The following is a 15,218-nucleotide window of genomic DNA, read 5'->3' on the forward strand; positions in this document are numbered from 1 at the left end:
ATTGCCGCCGGCAATGGCGAGGACGTTTACAGCGACGCCTCTTCGAAGACGGCGACGATCACCAGCGCCTCGGGCGGCGGCTTCGAAAACCTCGTTCCCGACACGACGCCGGCGACCGCGACGGTCACCGACACCATCGACGCCGTCACCGCGACGCTCACCGCTGGGAACGCTACCTACAGCGATGGCGTTTTCACGATATCATATACAATCACGCTGTCCGGTCCCACGGGCCCCATCGCGCCGCTCGACGCAGAGGGCCTCGTGTTCACACTTGCCCACGGCGGCACGATCACACTGCCGCAGGGCCAGACCTCGGTAACGGTCGACCTGCATTTCAGTGCGGACACCTATTCCGGCTCGATCAGCAACTCGATCACCTCAGTCACAGGGCAGAACGAGTATGAGAGCCTGCTCACGACCGGCTCGACCAGTACCACGGTCAATACCCCGCCAACCGTCGTCGACTCCGAAAACTGGCTGTCGAGCGATCCGGCTCAGTACACGTCAGGTGCATCGAGCTATCCCAACGGGTATCCGCTGCACATCGAGGCGCCGACCGATTCCGACCACAACAACCTGGTCGTGAAGGTGTCCGGCACAGTTCCCACGGGCGTGTTCTATAACGGCGGCAGCGGTTATGTCGCCCTCACGGCGGGGGTTACGCTCTATGATCTCGCCCACGGCATCAACCTGCTTGACAGTGTGGTCTATCGGCCGACATCGAGCCAGACGGACGCGCAGAACCTGACGCTGAAGCTCGACGTCTATGACGGTACCGTGCATGTCACTCAGAACGTGGGGATTCACGAAGTCCCGCCGACGAGCCTGCCTTCGGATGTCCAGCAGATCGGCAGTGGCGGCAGCCCGCTGACCTCGGGCAACGATCAGACCCAGACGCTGACGCTGTCGCAGGGAACGGTCAACGGCATCCTTGCGGATCCGCATGGTTCGACGGTCGTGGTCTATACGGATTTCCAGAAGTCCCCGTTCGCCACGCCCATCCCCGCTGACGAACAAAACCCCGGGGCTTTTGGCGACGGCTCGGCCGGGTCGGCGCGCGAACAAGAAGTCCAGGTGGAGATCCGCATCGGCGCGAACCGTTTCGCCGTCGTCGAGGACGACCGGTCGGCCGGCACGTTTGAGCAGAGCTGGTTCTACGACTCGGCAAGCGGGCTGATGAAGGCGGCGGTCGACTACGACCACATCTACCTGCTCGACGCTGCCGGCAATGCCACCTCCACGACCCTGGCGAGCTACCTGATCGGCAACCCCCCGACAGCCGGGAACACCTGGACGCTGGTCTACACCGACAATAACGGCGGCAACTTCCAGGCCCGAACGGTAACGTTCGACTTCTTCACCCATAATCCTGGCGATCCGGGCATCCCGGTCACCGGCAACACGACTCTGGCCGATACCATCTACGGGACGTCCGGCGAGGATGTGCTCACCGGCAGCGGCGGCAACGATATGCTGTACGGCCGGCAGGACCATGACATCCTCAACGGTGGTATTGGTAACGACATGCTGACCGGCGGGGCGGACGCTGACACGCTGACCGGCGGCAGTGGCGCGGATACGTTCGTCATCGGCAGTGGCGAGTCGCTCGGCACCACCGGCGGCAACGGAGACAACGGGACTATATCTGGCAATGACATCATCACCGACTTCGATACGACGGCTGATATCCTCAACCTCGCTGGTACCCCATTTGCCGCCGGAAATACTAGCGGTTGGGTCGACGGTACGAACTCGTCGCTGACAATAAGCAGCTCTCAGATCAGCAAGCACAGCATCACGAACGGCATCATCACTTTCGAAAACGCCTCCAACAATGTGGTGACGTTGTCGTCGGCGAGCCAGGTCGCGGCGGTGGTGCAGTATCTGCACCAAAACGATATGGGCAACGCGGGAGCGACCGTCGCCTTCACAGCGACGATCGGCGGTACGGCCCACACCTTTATCTATGAACAGGTCGGGGACACCCCCGATGCGAGCAAGGACATCCTGGTCGATCTGCAGAACGTCAACCTGATCAGCGGCGGGACCAGCCTTGCGACGTTGATCGGCAACAGCCACATCGACCCCATCGTCCTCGACCTCGACCACAATGGAGTCGCGCTGACCTCGCTCGATCAAGGCGTCCAGTTCGACATCAATGCCGACGGACACAAGGATCAGATCGCCTGGACCACAGGCAGCGACGGCATCCTGGCGTTCGACGTTGACGGCAACGGCAAGATCGACAACGGCAGCGAGATATTCTCGCCGCACTTTGCTGGTGGCAGCTATGTCGATGGTCTGGCGGCGCTTTCGGCGCTGGACAGCAACCATGACGGCAAGATCGATGCGGCCGACGAGGCCTTCTCAAAGCTCACCGTCTGGCAGGACCTGAACCATAACGGCATCACCGACAGCGGCGAGCTTTCGAGCCTGGCGGATCATTCGATCAGCAGTATCTCGCTCGAAGCAACGGCCTCGAGCACGGAGATCAATGGTCAGTCGATCCTCGCCGATGGCGATTACACTCTGACGGACGGCTCGACCGCTCACTTCGTCGAGGTTGCCTTCGACACGACGCTCGGTGGCAGCGAAAATAGCAGTAATGCCTATTCGCTAATCGGCAGCGACGGTGACGACATCCTGTCGGGCAGCGGCGGCATGTTCACGATCTCGGGCGGCGCAGGGGCTGACACCTTCGTGCTCGACGCGGATGCCCTGAACGACGTCAAGCTCGCGGACGTCATCACCGACTTCAAGGCAAGCGAAGGTGACACGCTCGATGTGTCGAAGCTCCTCGACAGCCTGCTCGGCCACCAGGCAAGTGAGGCGGAGGCACTCGCGAGCGTCAAGACGACGGTCAGCGGCGCGGATACCGTGGTCAGCGTTAACGCCAATGGCGGCTGGCACGATGTGGCGGTTCTCCAGAACACCACGGAAGCGGTCAAGATCCTCTTCGACGACAAGCACGACACAACGACGGCACCGCACGTCGGCTGAGTTCGCGCAAATCAGGAGGAAAAGGCGCCGTTTGGCGCCTTTTCTGTGTTCTGTGATCAGATTGGAGGATCGGTGGTCACGCATATCGAATTACCCGAGCTTTTGCGCCTATCAGGTTGCGGAGCGCTTCTCGGCTGGGCTCATGAAAATGCACGGGATCTCCCTGCCGTTTGCATGCCGCCGGCATCTTGCTTCTTTCTTATGGACGTGAGGTTGGCGGGTATGCAGGACAAATTTGCTTCAACGGAAAAGGGCGCCTTTCGACGCCCTATTCTTGTTGTTGCGGACCGGTCGGATCAGGCGGCCGGGAGCCGCGACAACGGAATGGCGTCTTCGTTCTCGCCGCCGCGCTGCATTGCCATTTCGTCGGCCAGTTGGCGGATGTGGTTGAAGTCAGTCGGTCCCTCGAAGACGGCGCCGCCGAGGCGCACGCCGATCGTCATCGGCGTGCCTTCCGCCGAGAAGGAGGCCTCGGCCACGCGCCGACGGATGCGGGTGCCGACATCCTGGGCATTCTCTACAGTCGCGCCGGGAAGGAACACGCCAAGCTCGTTGGTGGCCAGGCGTGCTACGAGATCGCCCTTTCTGACCGAGGACTGGATGATTGCCGCAAGCGACTGCATGACTGTGTCGGCCCATTGCGGGCCGTAACGCCGACTGATCTCGTCGAGCGTGTCGATGACGACGGCGATCATTACGCCGCCGGCGTCGGTTGCGATTCGCTTGCGCCGGTCGATGTAGTGCTCGACGGCAGCTGCAAAGGCGGTTCCGTTCAGTGTCTTCGTTACAGAGTCGTGGCGTGCAGTATAGTTAACCGTTTCTTGTAATTTCTTGAGCTCGCCAACTTTGAGCTGCAAGATCAGAAGCAGCGGAAATGCAACAAAAACGGAAATTAAGCCTGCGCCGGCAAATCCTACCAAAAATGGTCGATCCGGCACGATAAGGTTTAAGATAAGTAAAACGCCGACGGATCCAGCCGCAAAGCAGACAGCGCCGAGGGCGGCGATCCGAAGAGCTGAAACGATTGTGGCGGAAGAGTAACGTTGGCTGAAATTCATCGGGGTTCTTGTCCGTTTGAAAGTCATGCCAGATAAACAGGTTCGGGCAAAGCCCCCGTTAAAAAATCCTGTAAAAGTCTCGCTTTAGGCAGTTATCCACCGCGATTAACTGTCTTGGCAGGAATGCTCGGCGCGGCAATTGGAATGTGGAAAGATTGGTGTTACTTATTTGCCGAAGAAAAGACTTTGGTATACGGGAGCACCCAGTGAATCTTTGATGTTGAGGGGCATCGATCTTGTTTAAAGCAAAAAGAATTTTTGCAGCATTGTCTGCGACGGTTGCTTTCAATTTTACGTTTTATGCTGATGCCAATGCAATGTCTCTGCAGCAGGCCATCGAAAAAACGATGAAAACTAACCCGCAGATCTTGCAGGCTGCGAAGGATCGTGAAGCTGTCGAGTTTGAACTGCGCCAGGCGCGTGGTTTATACTTGCCATCTATTGATCTGGAGAGCGGGATCGGGCGCCGTCGGTTGTCAAATGCCAGTTCCGGGTCGCTCAGAGATGATCATGACTATCTGTCCCCGGGCGATGTTGGTCTTACGATCACGCAGACACTTTACGATGGCGGTAGCCGCCGCGCTCAGGTCGAGCAGCAGGCCTCGCGCGTCGATGGTGCCTCCTTTCGGGTGCTTGAACGGTCTGAGTCGCTCGCTCTCGAAGTGACGCAGGATTATCTGGAATATATGCTCCAGAATCAGATCGTTGCTGCTGCCAAGCAGAACGTCGCCTTCCACACGCAGATGGTCGGCGATATCAACGAGAGCATCAAGGGTGGCGCCCTGACCGACGCCGACCGCCTTCAGGGCGCGGAGCGGCTGGAGGCCGCCAAGGCGCGGCTGCGCGAAGCGCTCGAAGAGCTTGAGCAGACGAAGATCCGCTTCCTTCAGGTCGTCGGCGAGCCGATTACCAATGCGCAGACGCCCCCGTCAGTCGCCAAGTTTGTTCCGAAGACGCTGAACGATGCCGTATTTGTTGCCGGCAAGAACAGCCCGCGCATCTATTCGGCCAACGCCGACGTCGATGCAGCCGATGCCGGTGTTCGCGGCGCGCGCGCCAACTACATGCCAAAGGTCAACCTCGAGGGCACGGCCCGCGTCGGCAACGACATCGACGGTGACGAAGGCAACACCAACGACTATCAGGTCCGCGTCGTCGCCCGCTGGAACCTCTATCGCGGCGGCATCGATGTGGCTCGCGAGCAGGAGCAGATCCGCCGCGCCGGTGAGCAGCGCTACAATCTCGCCCAGGTTCAGCGTGAGGTCGAAGAGTCGGTCCGTTCCGCTTGGAACGAACGCGTCAGCCGAGGTGAGCTGTCCGGCATCTTGAACAAGCAGGCCTCGATCAACAACCAGCTCGTCGGTTCTTACCGCGAGCAGTTCAAGGTTGGTCAGCGTTCGCTGCTCGACGTGCTCGATGCGCAGAACACGAAGTTCAACACGCAGGTCCTTGCCGACACGGCGCGGGTGGCGTCGCAGTTTGCCGAGTACAAGATCCTGGCGGCCTCGGGCAATCTGCTTCAGACGATGAAGCTGAAGCCGGTCGAGCAGTCCAAACCTTATGCGCGGGAAGAGTTTGTTGTCCCCGCGGGCGTCGCGAATCCCGGATATGCCGAACTTGATTCTCATCAGAAAGCCGGTATGCCCCTGGACCTCCTAGCGCCAATTCGACAGCAATAGTCGACATGGCCATGGAACAATGCTGAACGTAGCGCTCGGGACCTCCAGCAGCACACCGCTGCAGACATTCAAAGCCGCATTCAAATCCGTGGCTGCGTTCTATGGCCGACCAAGCTCAGACACGGTCCTCTTCTCCGGTCTACCTGATGAGGTGACCGAGTCGCTTGAGGTGGACGACGTCGAGCGCATGGCCGAACGGATCGGCTTGCAGGTGGTCAAGCACCAGGAACGCGAAAGCCGCCAGGGCAATTTCGATTGTCCGGCGATCGTCGCGTTTTCCGATGGCAGCGTGCTGCCTCTGCTCGAAATGGCCGAAGACGGCTCCTATGTCACGGATATCGTTCCGATTGCCGGCAATGCGATCCATTTGACGCGGGAAGAATTCCTGGCGCTGAAGCCGCAATTGGCCTTTGCGTTTACGCTTTACTACCAGAACGCCTCGGAAGAGGCGCTGGTTGGCAATGCCGTGGAGATCGAAAAGCGGCATTGGCTGGCAACGACGCTGGCGCCTTACTGGCGAACCTATATCCGCGTCATGGTTGCGGCGCTGTTTATCAATCTGATTGCGCTTGGCTCGCCGCTTTTCACGATGAACGTCTATGACCGGGTACTGCCGAACAAGGCGATCCCGACGCTCTGGGTTTTGGCAGCGGGTATCTCGCTTGCCTACATCTTCGACTTCCTGCTGAAGACGGCGCGCTCGTCGCTGATCGATTATGCCGGACGCAAGGCGGATCTGCGGCTGTCGCAATTGCTGTTTGACAAGGTGCTGAACTCGACGCTTGCCTCGAGGCCGATGTCGACGGGTGAATACGCAAACCGCGTGACGCAGTATGAGTTCGTCCGCGAGTTCTTCACCTCAAACACTATCGGCGTTCTGATCGATAGCCTTTTTGTCTTCATCTTCCTCGGCGTCATTTATCTGATCTCTGGCTGGCTTGTGGTCATCCCAGCGGTCGCCTTCGTGCTGTCGGTTGCGATCGGCTTGTGGGCGCAAGCCGCCATCGGCAAGCGCATGGCGACTGCCGCCAACGAAGCGTCGCGTCGCCAGTCCCTGTTGGTGGAAACGATTTCGACGATCGAAACGCTGAAGAGCCTGCGGGCGGAAGCAACGATGCTGCGCCGTTGGCAGGAGCTGACCAAGTATTCGAGCCGCACCAGCGAGGACATCAAGCATATCTCGACGAATGCCATCAACATGACGATGTTCATCCAGCAGATGGTGAGCGTCCTGATCGTTATTGCCGGCACCTACGAGTTCGCCGAAGGCCGGATTGCCATGGGCGCGATCGTCGCTACCGTCATGCTGGCAAGCCGCGCCGGCGCACCGCTCGGCCAGATCGCCATGACATTGGCACGGTTCCGCCAGGCAACCATGTCGCTTCGCATCCTCGACAAGATCATGGAGCAGCCCGACGATCGTCCGTCCACCGTCGGTTTCGTCAATCGGGAGATTACCCGCGGCGCCTTCAGTTTCCAGGATGTATCCTTCCAGTATCCGGGGTCGGACTATCCCGTCATCAATAAGCTGTCCTTCTCGGTGCAGCCGGGCGAGCGCATCGGCATCATCGGCCGCATCGGTTCCGGCAAGACCACGCTCGGTCGCTTGCTTGACGGGCTCTTCTGTCCCTCGGGGGGACGCGTACTGATCGATGGCGTTGATATCCGCCAGTACCACATGGCAGAGGTTCGCTCGGCGGTCGCCGTAGCCGGCCAGTCGTCCGATCTCTTCTCCGGCACGGTCAAGGAAAACCTGCTGATCGGGCGCGCCGATGCGACCGACGAAGAGCTGCTCGAGGTCGCCCGCATGACCGGGGTCGACGAGTTCGTCGGCAATCATCCTCGCGGCTTCGACATGCCGGTCGGCGAGCGCGGCACGAACCTTTCGAGCGGCCAGAAGCAGGCGCTGACGATTGCACGCCTGCTGCTCACGAGGCCGAAGATCGTATTTCTTGACGAGCCATCGGGCGCCATGGATCTCGCCACCGAGCGCAACCTGATTGCGCGCTTGTCGAAGGCCATCAGCCGCGACACTACGCTTTTGATCGCCACCCATCGCTACAGCATGCTTGAGCTCGTCGAACGCCTGATCGTCATCGACAAGGGCCGGATCGTTGCCGACGGTCCGAAGAATGCGGTGATCGAAGCGATGCAACGCAAGCCGGCGGGGGCGCAGCCATGAGCGTTACCAGCAATCGCCACGACAATCCTCCGCTTCTCGCCCGCGGCATCCTGGCTCTGGTCGCCCTCGTGATTGCGAGCTTCATTGCATGGGCGGCGATTGCCGACATCAACGAGATCGCCCGCGGCGAGGGCAAGGTCATTCCGGTGTCGAAGACGCAGATAATCCAGTCTTCGGAGCCCGGCGTCGTCCAGCAGATCGCCGTCGTCCTCGGTCAGGTCGTACGCAAGGGCCAGCTGCTCGTCCAGCTCGACAACACGACAACGACCTCGACGCTTGGCGAATCCGTTGCCAAAGCGCGTGCGCTCGGTGCCAAGGTTGCGCGCCTGAAGCTCGAGGAGGCGGGCCAGTACGACGCTGAGTTCATCTGCCCCGAGGAGATCATGTCGGTTGCCAAGGACGTTTGCGGCAACGAGGCGAAGCTGTTCGCCGCTGATCGTGCCAGCTACCAGAACAAACGCGGCGTCTTGCAGGAGCGTGTCCGCCAGCGTGAGAACGAGCTCAGCGAAGCCCATGCCAACATCGATCGCCTGCAGCAGAACATCGAAGGCGCACAGCGACAGTATGATCTCATCTTCCCTCTGGCGCAGAAGAAGCTCGTTGCCCAGACCGAAGTTCTCAAAACCGAACGCGATCTGACCGACCAGCAGGGCCAGCTCAAGGTTTATCAGGAAAGCATCGACCGCCTGCAGGCTGCCGTGCAGGAAGCCAAGCTGCAGCTCGGCGATCTTGCCCTCGAACTGCGTCAGCAGGCGCTGACCGACAAGGCGCAGGCGCTGGCCGAGCTTTCGGTCGTCGACGAGACCATCCGCGGCGCGTCCGACCGTGTCAAGCGCACCGATATCCGTTCGCCCGTCGATGGCATCGTCAATACTCTGGAGGTCAACACTATCGGCGCCTATGTCGATCCGGGCCGGGTCATTGCCGGCATCGTGCCGACCGCCGACACGCTTCTGGTCGAAGCCAAGATTTCGCCGCGCGATGTCGCCTTCGTGCGCCGTGGCCAGCCGGCCGTCGTCAAGATCACGGCTTATGATTTCTCGATCTTTGGCGGCCTCGAAGGCGTCGTCGAGAACATTTCGGCCGACAGCCTCGTGGAGAAGGAAAAGGGCGAGACGTACTATCTTGTGCAGGTCAAGACGGACAAGTCCGCGCTGGAGCGCGACGGCAAGTCCTATCCGATCATTCCCGGCATGGTTGCCTCGGTTGAGATCATGACCGGCAACAAGACGGTACTGAGCTATCTCATGAAGCCGATCAACAAGGCGCGCAGCGAAGCGCTGACGGAGCGATAGGATGCTGATCGTCAAGCCAGGCAGCAACGCACTTTCCGAGCTCGAGCAGGTAGAGGAGCCTTTGCCGGCCATCGGCGCCGAAGAGATCGAGCCCCGCTTCCGGGCAGTCGTCGGGCGAGGCGGCGAGCGTCGCGGCATCCGCCTCGAGCGGATCTACTGGGATGGTCTCGGCCGCATGTCGGCTGCTGGCAAGATGAGCACCGCCGACCTCGTGCACTACACAGCCTCGCAGATGCCTGAGTCCGGCAATCTTGCATCGCTGCTGCGTGTGCTGAGCTTCAAGTGGGCGCTGCGCCGGCTGGATACCGTCGAGGACGCAACGTCAATGGCAAACGTCAATGCCATCATACAGGCATCACCGTCACCGACGATCCTGCTGACGCAGGAAAAGAAGATCCAGCTCTTCAACGATCCCTTCCTGTCCATGCTGCGCCAGCGCCTGCTGATGGGCGATGCGGCGCAGTTGACGAAGACCTTGCGGTTCTCGATTGACACGCAGATCGACGAGGCTATCGCCACGCTCTGTCGCAACAGGGGTAAGACGCTGAATACGGGCTTCACGATTGCCGCCGGCCAGGCCTCGATGAAGGGCCAGATCAATCTGGCTCTCGCGCCGACCCACGAGAAGCCAATGCTGATCGGCTATATCTCCCGCTACTGATCGCCAAATCCGTCACGAAAAAAGGCGGCTGAATTTCAGCCACCTTTTTCTTGTCCTGCCTCTGATTGTCAGAACGCCACGCCTTCGCCAGGGGCCACCTTTTCCAACGGCATGGCGGAGGCGACCTGCTTGGCGCCGGTGCGCGTTCCGTGCAGGTAGCCCTTGCCATCCGCAATCGAGTAGAGCGGCACGTAATCAGGCAGCTTCGTATCGGGCAGAACCTCGTCACGCATGTTGTCCAGGATGAAGCGGTTGCCGTTCACCGCGACGGAAAGAACCGCGTGATAGAAGTGGCGTTTCTGATCGAAAAGCACGACGATAGACATCTCCTTGAGATCAACGCCGTCCGCGTGCAGAGCAGCCATCTTCAGAATTGCGAAATCCTCGCAATCGCCCTGCTGGCGCGCGAGCGTTTCGGCGGGCGTCGCCCAGTAATCAGCCACCTTGTAGGTGTCGATGTCGCGGCTGTAGCGGATCGTATGATTAACGGTGACGTTGATCGCATTGAGCTTGTCGCGGATCGAGGACTGCGAGATCTTGGTGAAGGCGACCTTGATGGTGGCTGCGGCCTCGGAGCATGTGCCCGCGCTGCAGTTGATGGCGGTTCCATCCGTCATTTCTGCCAAAGACGGTTCGAACTTCTTCAGGGCGGCAAGCCGTTTGAAAGGAATGGCGACGGTCCCGAAAGCGGCGCTGCCCGTCGGCGCGGCAGTCGCCGGACCAGCGACCGCCTGGGCTGGTGCGGTGCTTTCCTTCGCCCAGCCGGCAGGCTCGGGCTGCAGCGAGCGCGTGAGCGCGGCAACTTCGATGCTGCTGATGTTCGTTGCCAAGCTCAGGAGATCGGCAACGCTACCGAGCGTCAGGACGCGTGCCGTATCGGCAGCGAAGTCGACCGAGTGCATCGCGCCGGAAAACTGCGCAGACGCAAGGGTGGATGCCGCAGAGATGTTCGGCGAGAACGCAACGGTAAATGCGGAGAAAGTAAAAGCAGCAAGTTTGCTTATTCTTGTACTGCGCTTCATGGATCGTCGTCTCTCGTTGGTTGTGAGAAACGTACAAAACATCTATAAAAATCAGGTATTTAAGCGTGGATAAGGTCGGGATAAAATATCCGTTCAAAAGAACATAAAAGTTTAGTGTGGCCATCAACCAAGTTTGGGTGAAGGGTTTGCTTTCCGGTGTTGCCTGTGCAGATATGGAGTTCTGCCAAAAGGCCTCAAGGGGCCTGCGATTACGAGAGTGTGGGGGAGCAGGTGACAGTGCAGTCAATCGAGCCGGTGCAAGGCTCGCATGGTTTATGCGCGACCCGGCAACTGTCGCGTTCAGAAGGCATCCGTCCCCTCAAACGCATCAAGTTCGTTCTCGCGATGTCGATCGTCGTAGCCTGCGGTGCGCTCGCGGCCTGCCAATCCGACGTCGATGGTGTCGCCAAGAATGTGAAGACCAACGACATCAAGGCACCCTCGAGCGAGGTCGAGGAGAGCTTCGGAGAAACCGGAGCGGAGATCACGCTGCTGCTGCCCAAGGGTGCAACCGGGATCTATGAGGGCGCTGCGCGTCACGTGCGCGACGGCGCTGGTCTTGGCGTCGGCGAACTTGGAGGAAATCAGGTTTTCGTGAGGGTTGTCGACGTGGCCTCGGGCGCTTCTGCTGCAGCGACGGCAGTCAGCGCGGCAAAGGCCCGCGGCTCCGTTCTTCTCGTCAGCTATGCACCGTCTGTCGTCACGGCGGTCATCGCCTCGATACCAGCAGATCAGCGGCCACCTCTCCTCAATCTCGGCGCGCCTGTGCCGCCGACATCGGGAAATGTCTACAACTTCGTTTCCGACGAGATCGACAGCGCCATCGAAGGCGCGCGGGCAGCCGCTGCCAGCGGCCATAAGAATGTGCTGGTCTTCGCACAGAGCGATTTTCCGGCTGCGGGCGAGGAGCGACTGGCAAGCGCAATCCGCGCCACCGGCGGTACTTATCTTGGCCTTGCTCGTTATGATCTGACGGATGCTGCGGCATCGGAGGCAGTCAAGAAAGCCAGCGCCAATCTGCAAAATGCCGACACCGTGCTTGTCCTCGGGAAATCGGTAATCACGACGACTATTGCCGGCGCTGTAAAAGCTAGCGGCAAAACGAACGTCACCCTCGTCGGCACCAGCGCCTGGCCGCCGCAGACCTACACGGATCCCTCGGTGGCGGGCACGGTGATTGCCATGGTCGAGCCTGAAGGCGCGACGATGATCGCCGAACGCTATCAGCGGCACTACAAGCGTGCGCTGTCCACAGATGCGGCTTACGGCTACGATGCCGTTGCCGTCGCCTCTGGCATTGTCCGGACAAAGGGGCCGGAGGGAATGAACGCGCAGAACCTGACCAGCAAGGTCGGCTTCCGTGGCGTCACCGGCCTCTTCAGACTGACACCCGGTGGTACGGTGGAGCGCAAGATGAGCCTCTATTCTCTCAGCGGCGGCAAGCTCAGCCTGCTCGGCGCCACGCCGGCCTCATTCTGATAGTTCGCCATCTTGAACGTTGGCCCGACGAAGCATCCGCCATCTCCCCCCGCGCCTTATAAAGCATTGTGGGCGTTGAGGCAGATGCGGTCCTTGTCCCGACAAATGGCACGCTTTTTCCGAGAGTTAAAACCCACCGGAGCGATTGAACTGACCCCATAAAGCTCGACAACAACTTCGGGGTCAGTTCAGAGAGGCGGGCCAATTGTCCTAAGGCCGAGCCGCGGCAAAGAAAGGCTCTGGGCTTTTGACTTCGACCAGCCGCCGGCGCTCTATCTGCCAGAAACGGTTGCCGACTGCGCGGACAAAGCTGCGATCGTGGGAGACGAGCAGGCAACTCGCCTGATGGGCCATGAGTTCGCCCTCCAGCGCTTCCTGTCCGTCGATGTCGAGATGGTTCGTCTGCTCGTCGAGCAGGTAGAAGTTCGGCTCCGCCAGCCGCAGGACCAGCATGCCGAGCCGCGCCTTCTGGCCGCCGGATAGTCTCCCGACGGGGCGCGACTGCATGTCGATGGTCATGCCGGCGCCCGCGAGCAAGGCCCGCGCCCGCTGGTCGCCGACGTCGAAGCGCCGGATGATCGTCTCCAGCGGCGTATCGCTATCCCTCATGTCGGCAAGCGCCTGGTCGCTATAGCCGAGCACCAGCGACGGGGTAGCCTTGATGCCGTCCTGCGCCGTCTCCGCGTTGTTGATTGCCGTCCGCAGCATGGCAATCAGCCGTGATTTGCCCGCGCCATTCTCCCCGAGCAGCACGATCCGGTCTCCCTGGCAGATGAACTGCTTGCCGGTCCGGAAGAGCGGCGTACCGTCCGGCGTGCGAACCTCACCGTCGTCGAGCGTTACAAGCACCTTGGCATGGGTGCCGCGGTTTGCGAGCCTGATCGCCCCGGCCGAGCGCTCGACATGCGCGGGCTTGGCAGCATCCTCCAGCTTCTCGGCGCGTTGCTTCAACTGCTTGGTCTTGACCACCAGCAGGTCGCTGCCGGAGTTGACGCCGATATTGTTGAGCTTCGCCGCCTGCTTGCGCAGTTGCTCGGCCGTCTTCATATCGCGTTCGTAGCGCCGCTTGTCGGCCGCGTCCGTCTCGTCCAGTGCTGCCCGCGCCCGGGTATAGGGTAGAGAAAAGACTTGCGATTGCTCTGGCCGCAGGAACAGCGTGCGGTTGGTGACGGCATCGAGGAAGGCACGGTCATGGCTGGAGATGATAACGAGCACGTCACGCGGCAGGGCGCTCAGCCAGTTCTCGAGCGCGGCTATCTTGCCGAGATCGAGGTGGTTGGTCGGCTCGTCGAGCAGCAGCGCGTCCGGCTCCGTCACCCAGGTGCGCGCCAGTATCGCCAGCCGCTGCCAGCCGCCGCTGAGCTGCCCGATCGGGCGGGCGCGCAGGGCTTCGGGAACGTCGAGCGAATCAAGCACCATGTCCACGCGCCAGCTTTCGTTCGCCTGCTGGTCGGAGGGCAGCGCCTGCAGAACGGCATCGTGGAACGGAACGTCAAGCAGCCTGGTTGGCGCGTCCTGTTCGACATGCCCGATCATCAGCCCGCGCGAGCGCATAATGTCGCCATGGGTTGACTCCAGCGCCCCTGAAATGCAGCGCAGCAGGGTGGATTTGCCGCGGCCATTGGCGGCAACAAGCCCGAGGCGGTCGCCGGCGTTGATGACGAGATCGAGTTTCGCAAAAAGGGGTGCGCTCAGGGTGACGCCGAGATTGCGGATATTGATAAGGGTCATGATCTTGCTCTGGTCTTGCCGAACGATCACACGGGCGAGGGCATGCGGCCTTCATCGCGTGCGTGTGCTCAAGCTCGATGGATGAATAGTTGCAGACGAGGCGAATGCCCGAACTGCTGCCACGAGGGGCAGACCAGGAAGAGTGTTATGAGAAACGGTCTCTGGTCAGCCCTGCAAACGCATTTGCAGGGCGTTGCCGGGGCCACGTTGCCGGTTGAACCGGAAATAGAAATTCTGCACGCGACCCTCCCTTCTCTTTGAGTGCACAACAGAAATAGCCGTAGGCCGGAAAAAATGCAACCAAACGGATTGCGTCAGGCCACTTAGAAACGATCTGTGCGGCGGAAGGATTGCTTCGCTGCGATCAGGCCGCTGCCAAAATCTGGTAGGCATCCACACTTTACGATCATGGTCTAATGGGCCTGGCTGTTCAGACCACCATGTCAGCTTCGCCCATTCGTTAGCGCCTTCTACAATGATGGCGAAGACCATATCTTTGGTATCGTAGAAAGCGTACTCATCTTTTGGGAAATGCTCAGCCGGGAATTGCCTGATGAGCCCATAGGCGTTTGCGGCGATCGGATGCACATTCTATTGGCTCCGGAGTTCCTCACCATGTTCCATCAGGTATGGCAGGGCTGCCCTTGAGCGAGCCGATGAAAAGAGGATGTCGCGTGGCAGCGCCGAAGTGCCAATCAATCGAGCGACCATTTGTTAGCATGGCCTAACTTGCGCAGGGCGGCTTGGCTGTTATAAGCGCCCCAATCAACAAATTCTTGTGTTCAGGAGAGAAGACCATGGCAGATGGTGACGACGATTACGTTTATGACGAGGCGACCGGCGAATGGCGTCCGGCTTCGGAGCTGGCTGCGGCCGCCGCGCTGGCCGCTGAGGTTCGGGATGCTGCCGGAAACGTCCTCAAGAACGGCGATTCCGTCACACTTATCAAGGATCTGAAGGTCAAGGGCGCCAATCAGACCCTGAAGCAGGGCACGGTGATAAGGTCGATCCGGCTGACGGACAACCCGGAAGAGATTGACTGCCGCCACGACGCCATCAAGGGCCTCGTCCTGCGCACCGAATTCGTCCGCAAGCGCTGAGCGACGCG

General features: G+C 60.3%; 11 protein-coding genes. 7 read left to right on the top strand and 4 right to left on the bottom strand.

Features of this window, described 5'->3' with window-relative positions:
* The first annotated feature begins 264 nt into the window (after positions 1 to 264).
* A complete protein-coding gene (locus BN77_RS31370) occupies positions 265 to 3,003 on the top strand; it encodes a calcium-binding protein (RefSeq protein WP_007530847.1) in 2,739 nt (912 codons plus the stop codon).
* Positions 3,004 to 3,299: 296 nt separating this feature from the next.
* Here the strand turns inward: BN77_RS31370 and BN77_RS09165 are convergent, their stop codons facing one another.
* Positions 3,300 to 4,061 (bottom strand): GGDEF domain-containing protein, encoded by a 762-nt coding sequence (locus BN77_RS09165; RefSeq protein WP_007530849.1) that lies wholly within the window; start codon positions 4,059 to 4,061, stop codon positions 3,300 to 3,302.
* Between the two features lie 317 nt (positions 4,062 to 4,378).
* Between BN77_RS09165 and BN77_RS09170 the strand changes: the two genes are divergently transcribed.
* From BN77_RS09170 to BN77_RS09185, 4 genes are read left to right on the top strand one after another with little or no spacing between them, the layout of a single operon-like run.
* Positions 4,379 to 5,740: a TolC family outer membrane protein gene (locus tag BN77_RS09170; RefSeq protein ID WP_007530852.1), complete on the top strand. Its 1,362-nt coding sequence runs from the start codon at positions 4,379 to 4,381 to the stop codon at positions 5,738 to 5,740.
* 19 nt (positions 5,741 to 5,759) lie between these two features.
* Positions 5,760 to 7,922 (top strand): type I secretion system permease/ATPase, encoded by a 2,163-nt coding sequence (locus tag BN77_RS09175; RefSeq protein WP_007530854.1) that lies wholly within the window; start codon positions 5,760 to 5,762, stop codon positions 7,920 to 7,922.
* Complete coding sequence (locus BN77_RS09180; protein ID WP_007530855.1) at positions 7,919 to 9,217, top strand: HlyD family type I secretion periplasmic adaptor subunit; 1,299 nt, start codon at positions 7,919 to 7,921, stop codon at positions 9,215 to 9,217. Before BN77_RS09175 ends, BN77_RS09180 begins: the two co-directional genes overlap by 4 nt.
* 1 nt (position 9,218) lies before the next feature.
* Positions 9,219 to 9,878 carry a ribbon-helix-helix domain-containing protein gene (locus BN77_RS09185; RefSeq protein ID WP_007530857.1) on the top strand — a complete coding sequence of 220 codons (660 nt, stop codon included), beginning with the start codon at positions 9,219 to 9,221 and terminating at the stop codon, positions 9,876 to 9,878.
* Between the two features lie 68 nt (positions 9,879 to 9,946).
* On the opposite strand, the gene BN77_RS09190 is transcribed toward BN77_RS09185, so the two are convergent.
* Positions 9,947 to 10,900 (bottom strand): transglutaminase-like cysteine peptidase, encoded by a 954-nt coding sequence (locus BN77_RS09190; protein WP_040676958.1) that lies wholly within the window; start codon positions 10,898 to 10,900, stop codon positions 9,947 to 9,949.
* 231 nt (positions 10,901 to 11,131) lie between these two features.
* Between BN77_RS09190 and BN77_RS09195 the strand changes: the two genes are divergently transcribed.
* Complete coding sequence (locus BN77_RS09195; RefSeq protein ID WP_040676962.1) at positions 11,132 to 12,379, top strand: ABC transporter substrate-binding protein; 1,248 nt, start codon at positions 11,132 to 11,134, stop codon at positions 12,377 to 12,379.
* A 210-nt stretch (positions 12,380 to 12,589) separates the two neighbouring features.
* Here the strand turns inward: BN77_RS09195 and BN77_RS09200 are convergent, their stop codons facing one another.
* Together BN77_RS09200 and BN77_RS34380 are read right to left on the bottom strand one after the other, a co-directional pair.
* Positions 12,590 to 14,110 carry an ABC-F family ATP-binding cassette domain-containing protein gene (locus BN77_RS09200; protein WP_007530866.1) on the bottom strand — a complete coding sequence of 507 codons (1,521 nt, stop codon included), beginning with the start codon at positions 14,108 to 14,110 and terminating at the stop codon, positions 12,590 to 12,592.
* Positions 14,111 to 14,275: 165 nt separating this feature from the next.
* Entirely contained in the window at positions 14,276 to 14,698 is a 423-nt protein-coding gene (locus tag BN77_RS34380) for a hypothetical protein (RefSeq protein ID WP_040676965.1), read from the bottom strand.
* A 209-nt stretch (positions 14,699 to 14,907) separates the two neighbouring features.
* Between BN77_RS34380 and BN77_RS09210 the strand changes: the two genes are divergently transcribed.
* Positions 14,908 to 15,210 (top strand): alkylphosphonate utilization protein, encoded by a 303-nt coding sequence (locus BN77_RS09210; protein ID WP_007530868.1) that lies wholly within the window; start codon positions 14,908 to 14,910, stop codon positions 15,208 to 15,210.
* Positions 15,211 to 15,218: the final 8 nt, after the last annotated feature.

Source organism: Rhizobium mesoamericanum STM3625, from assembly GCF_000312665.1.
Lineage (GTDB): Bacteria > Pseudomonadota > Alphaproteobacteria > Rhizobiales > Rhizobiaceae > Rhizobium > Rhizobium mesoamericanum.

What these genes read in the sequence shown, in the direction of transcription:
- BN77_RS09165 (WP_007530849.1), bottom strand. Translation starts at nt 4,061, where the DNA reads ATGAATTTCAGCCAACGTTACTCTTCCGCCACAATCGTTTCAGCTCTT.
- BN77_RS09170 (WP_007530852.1), top strand. Translation starts at nt 4,379, where the DNA reads ATGTCTCTGCAGCAGGCCATCGAAAAAACGATGAAAACTAACCCGCAG.
- BN77_RS09175 (WP_007530854.1), top strand. Translation starts at nt 5,760, where the DNA reads ATGCTGAACGTAGCGCTCGGGACCTCCAGCAGCACACCGCTGCAGACA.
- BN77_RS09180 (WP_007530855.1), top strand. Translation starts at nt 7,919, where the DNA reads ATGAGCGTTACCAGCAATCGCCACGACAATCCTCCGCTTCTCGCCCGC.
- BN77_RS09185 (WP_007530857.1), top strand. Translation starts at nt 9,219, where the DNA reads ATGCTGATCGTCAAGCCAGGCAGCAACGCACTTTCCGAGCTCGAGCAG.
- BN77_RS09190 (WP_040676958.1), bottom strand. Translation starts at nt 10,900, where the DNA reads ATGAAGCGCAGTACAAGAATAAGCAAACTTGCTGCTTTTACTTTCTCC.
- BN77_RS09200 (WP_007530866.1), bottom strand. Translation starts at nt 14,110, where the DNA reads ATGACCCTTATCAATATCCGCAATCTCGGCGTCACCCTGAGCGCACCC.
- BN77_RS09210 (WP_007530868.1), top strand. Translation starts at nt 14,908, where the DNA reads ATGGCAGATGGTGACGACGATTACGTTTATGACGAGGCGACCGGCGAA.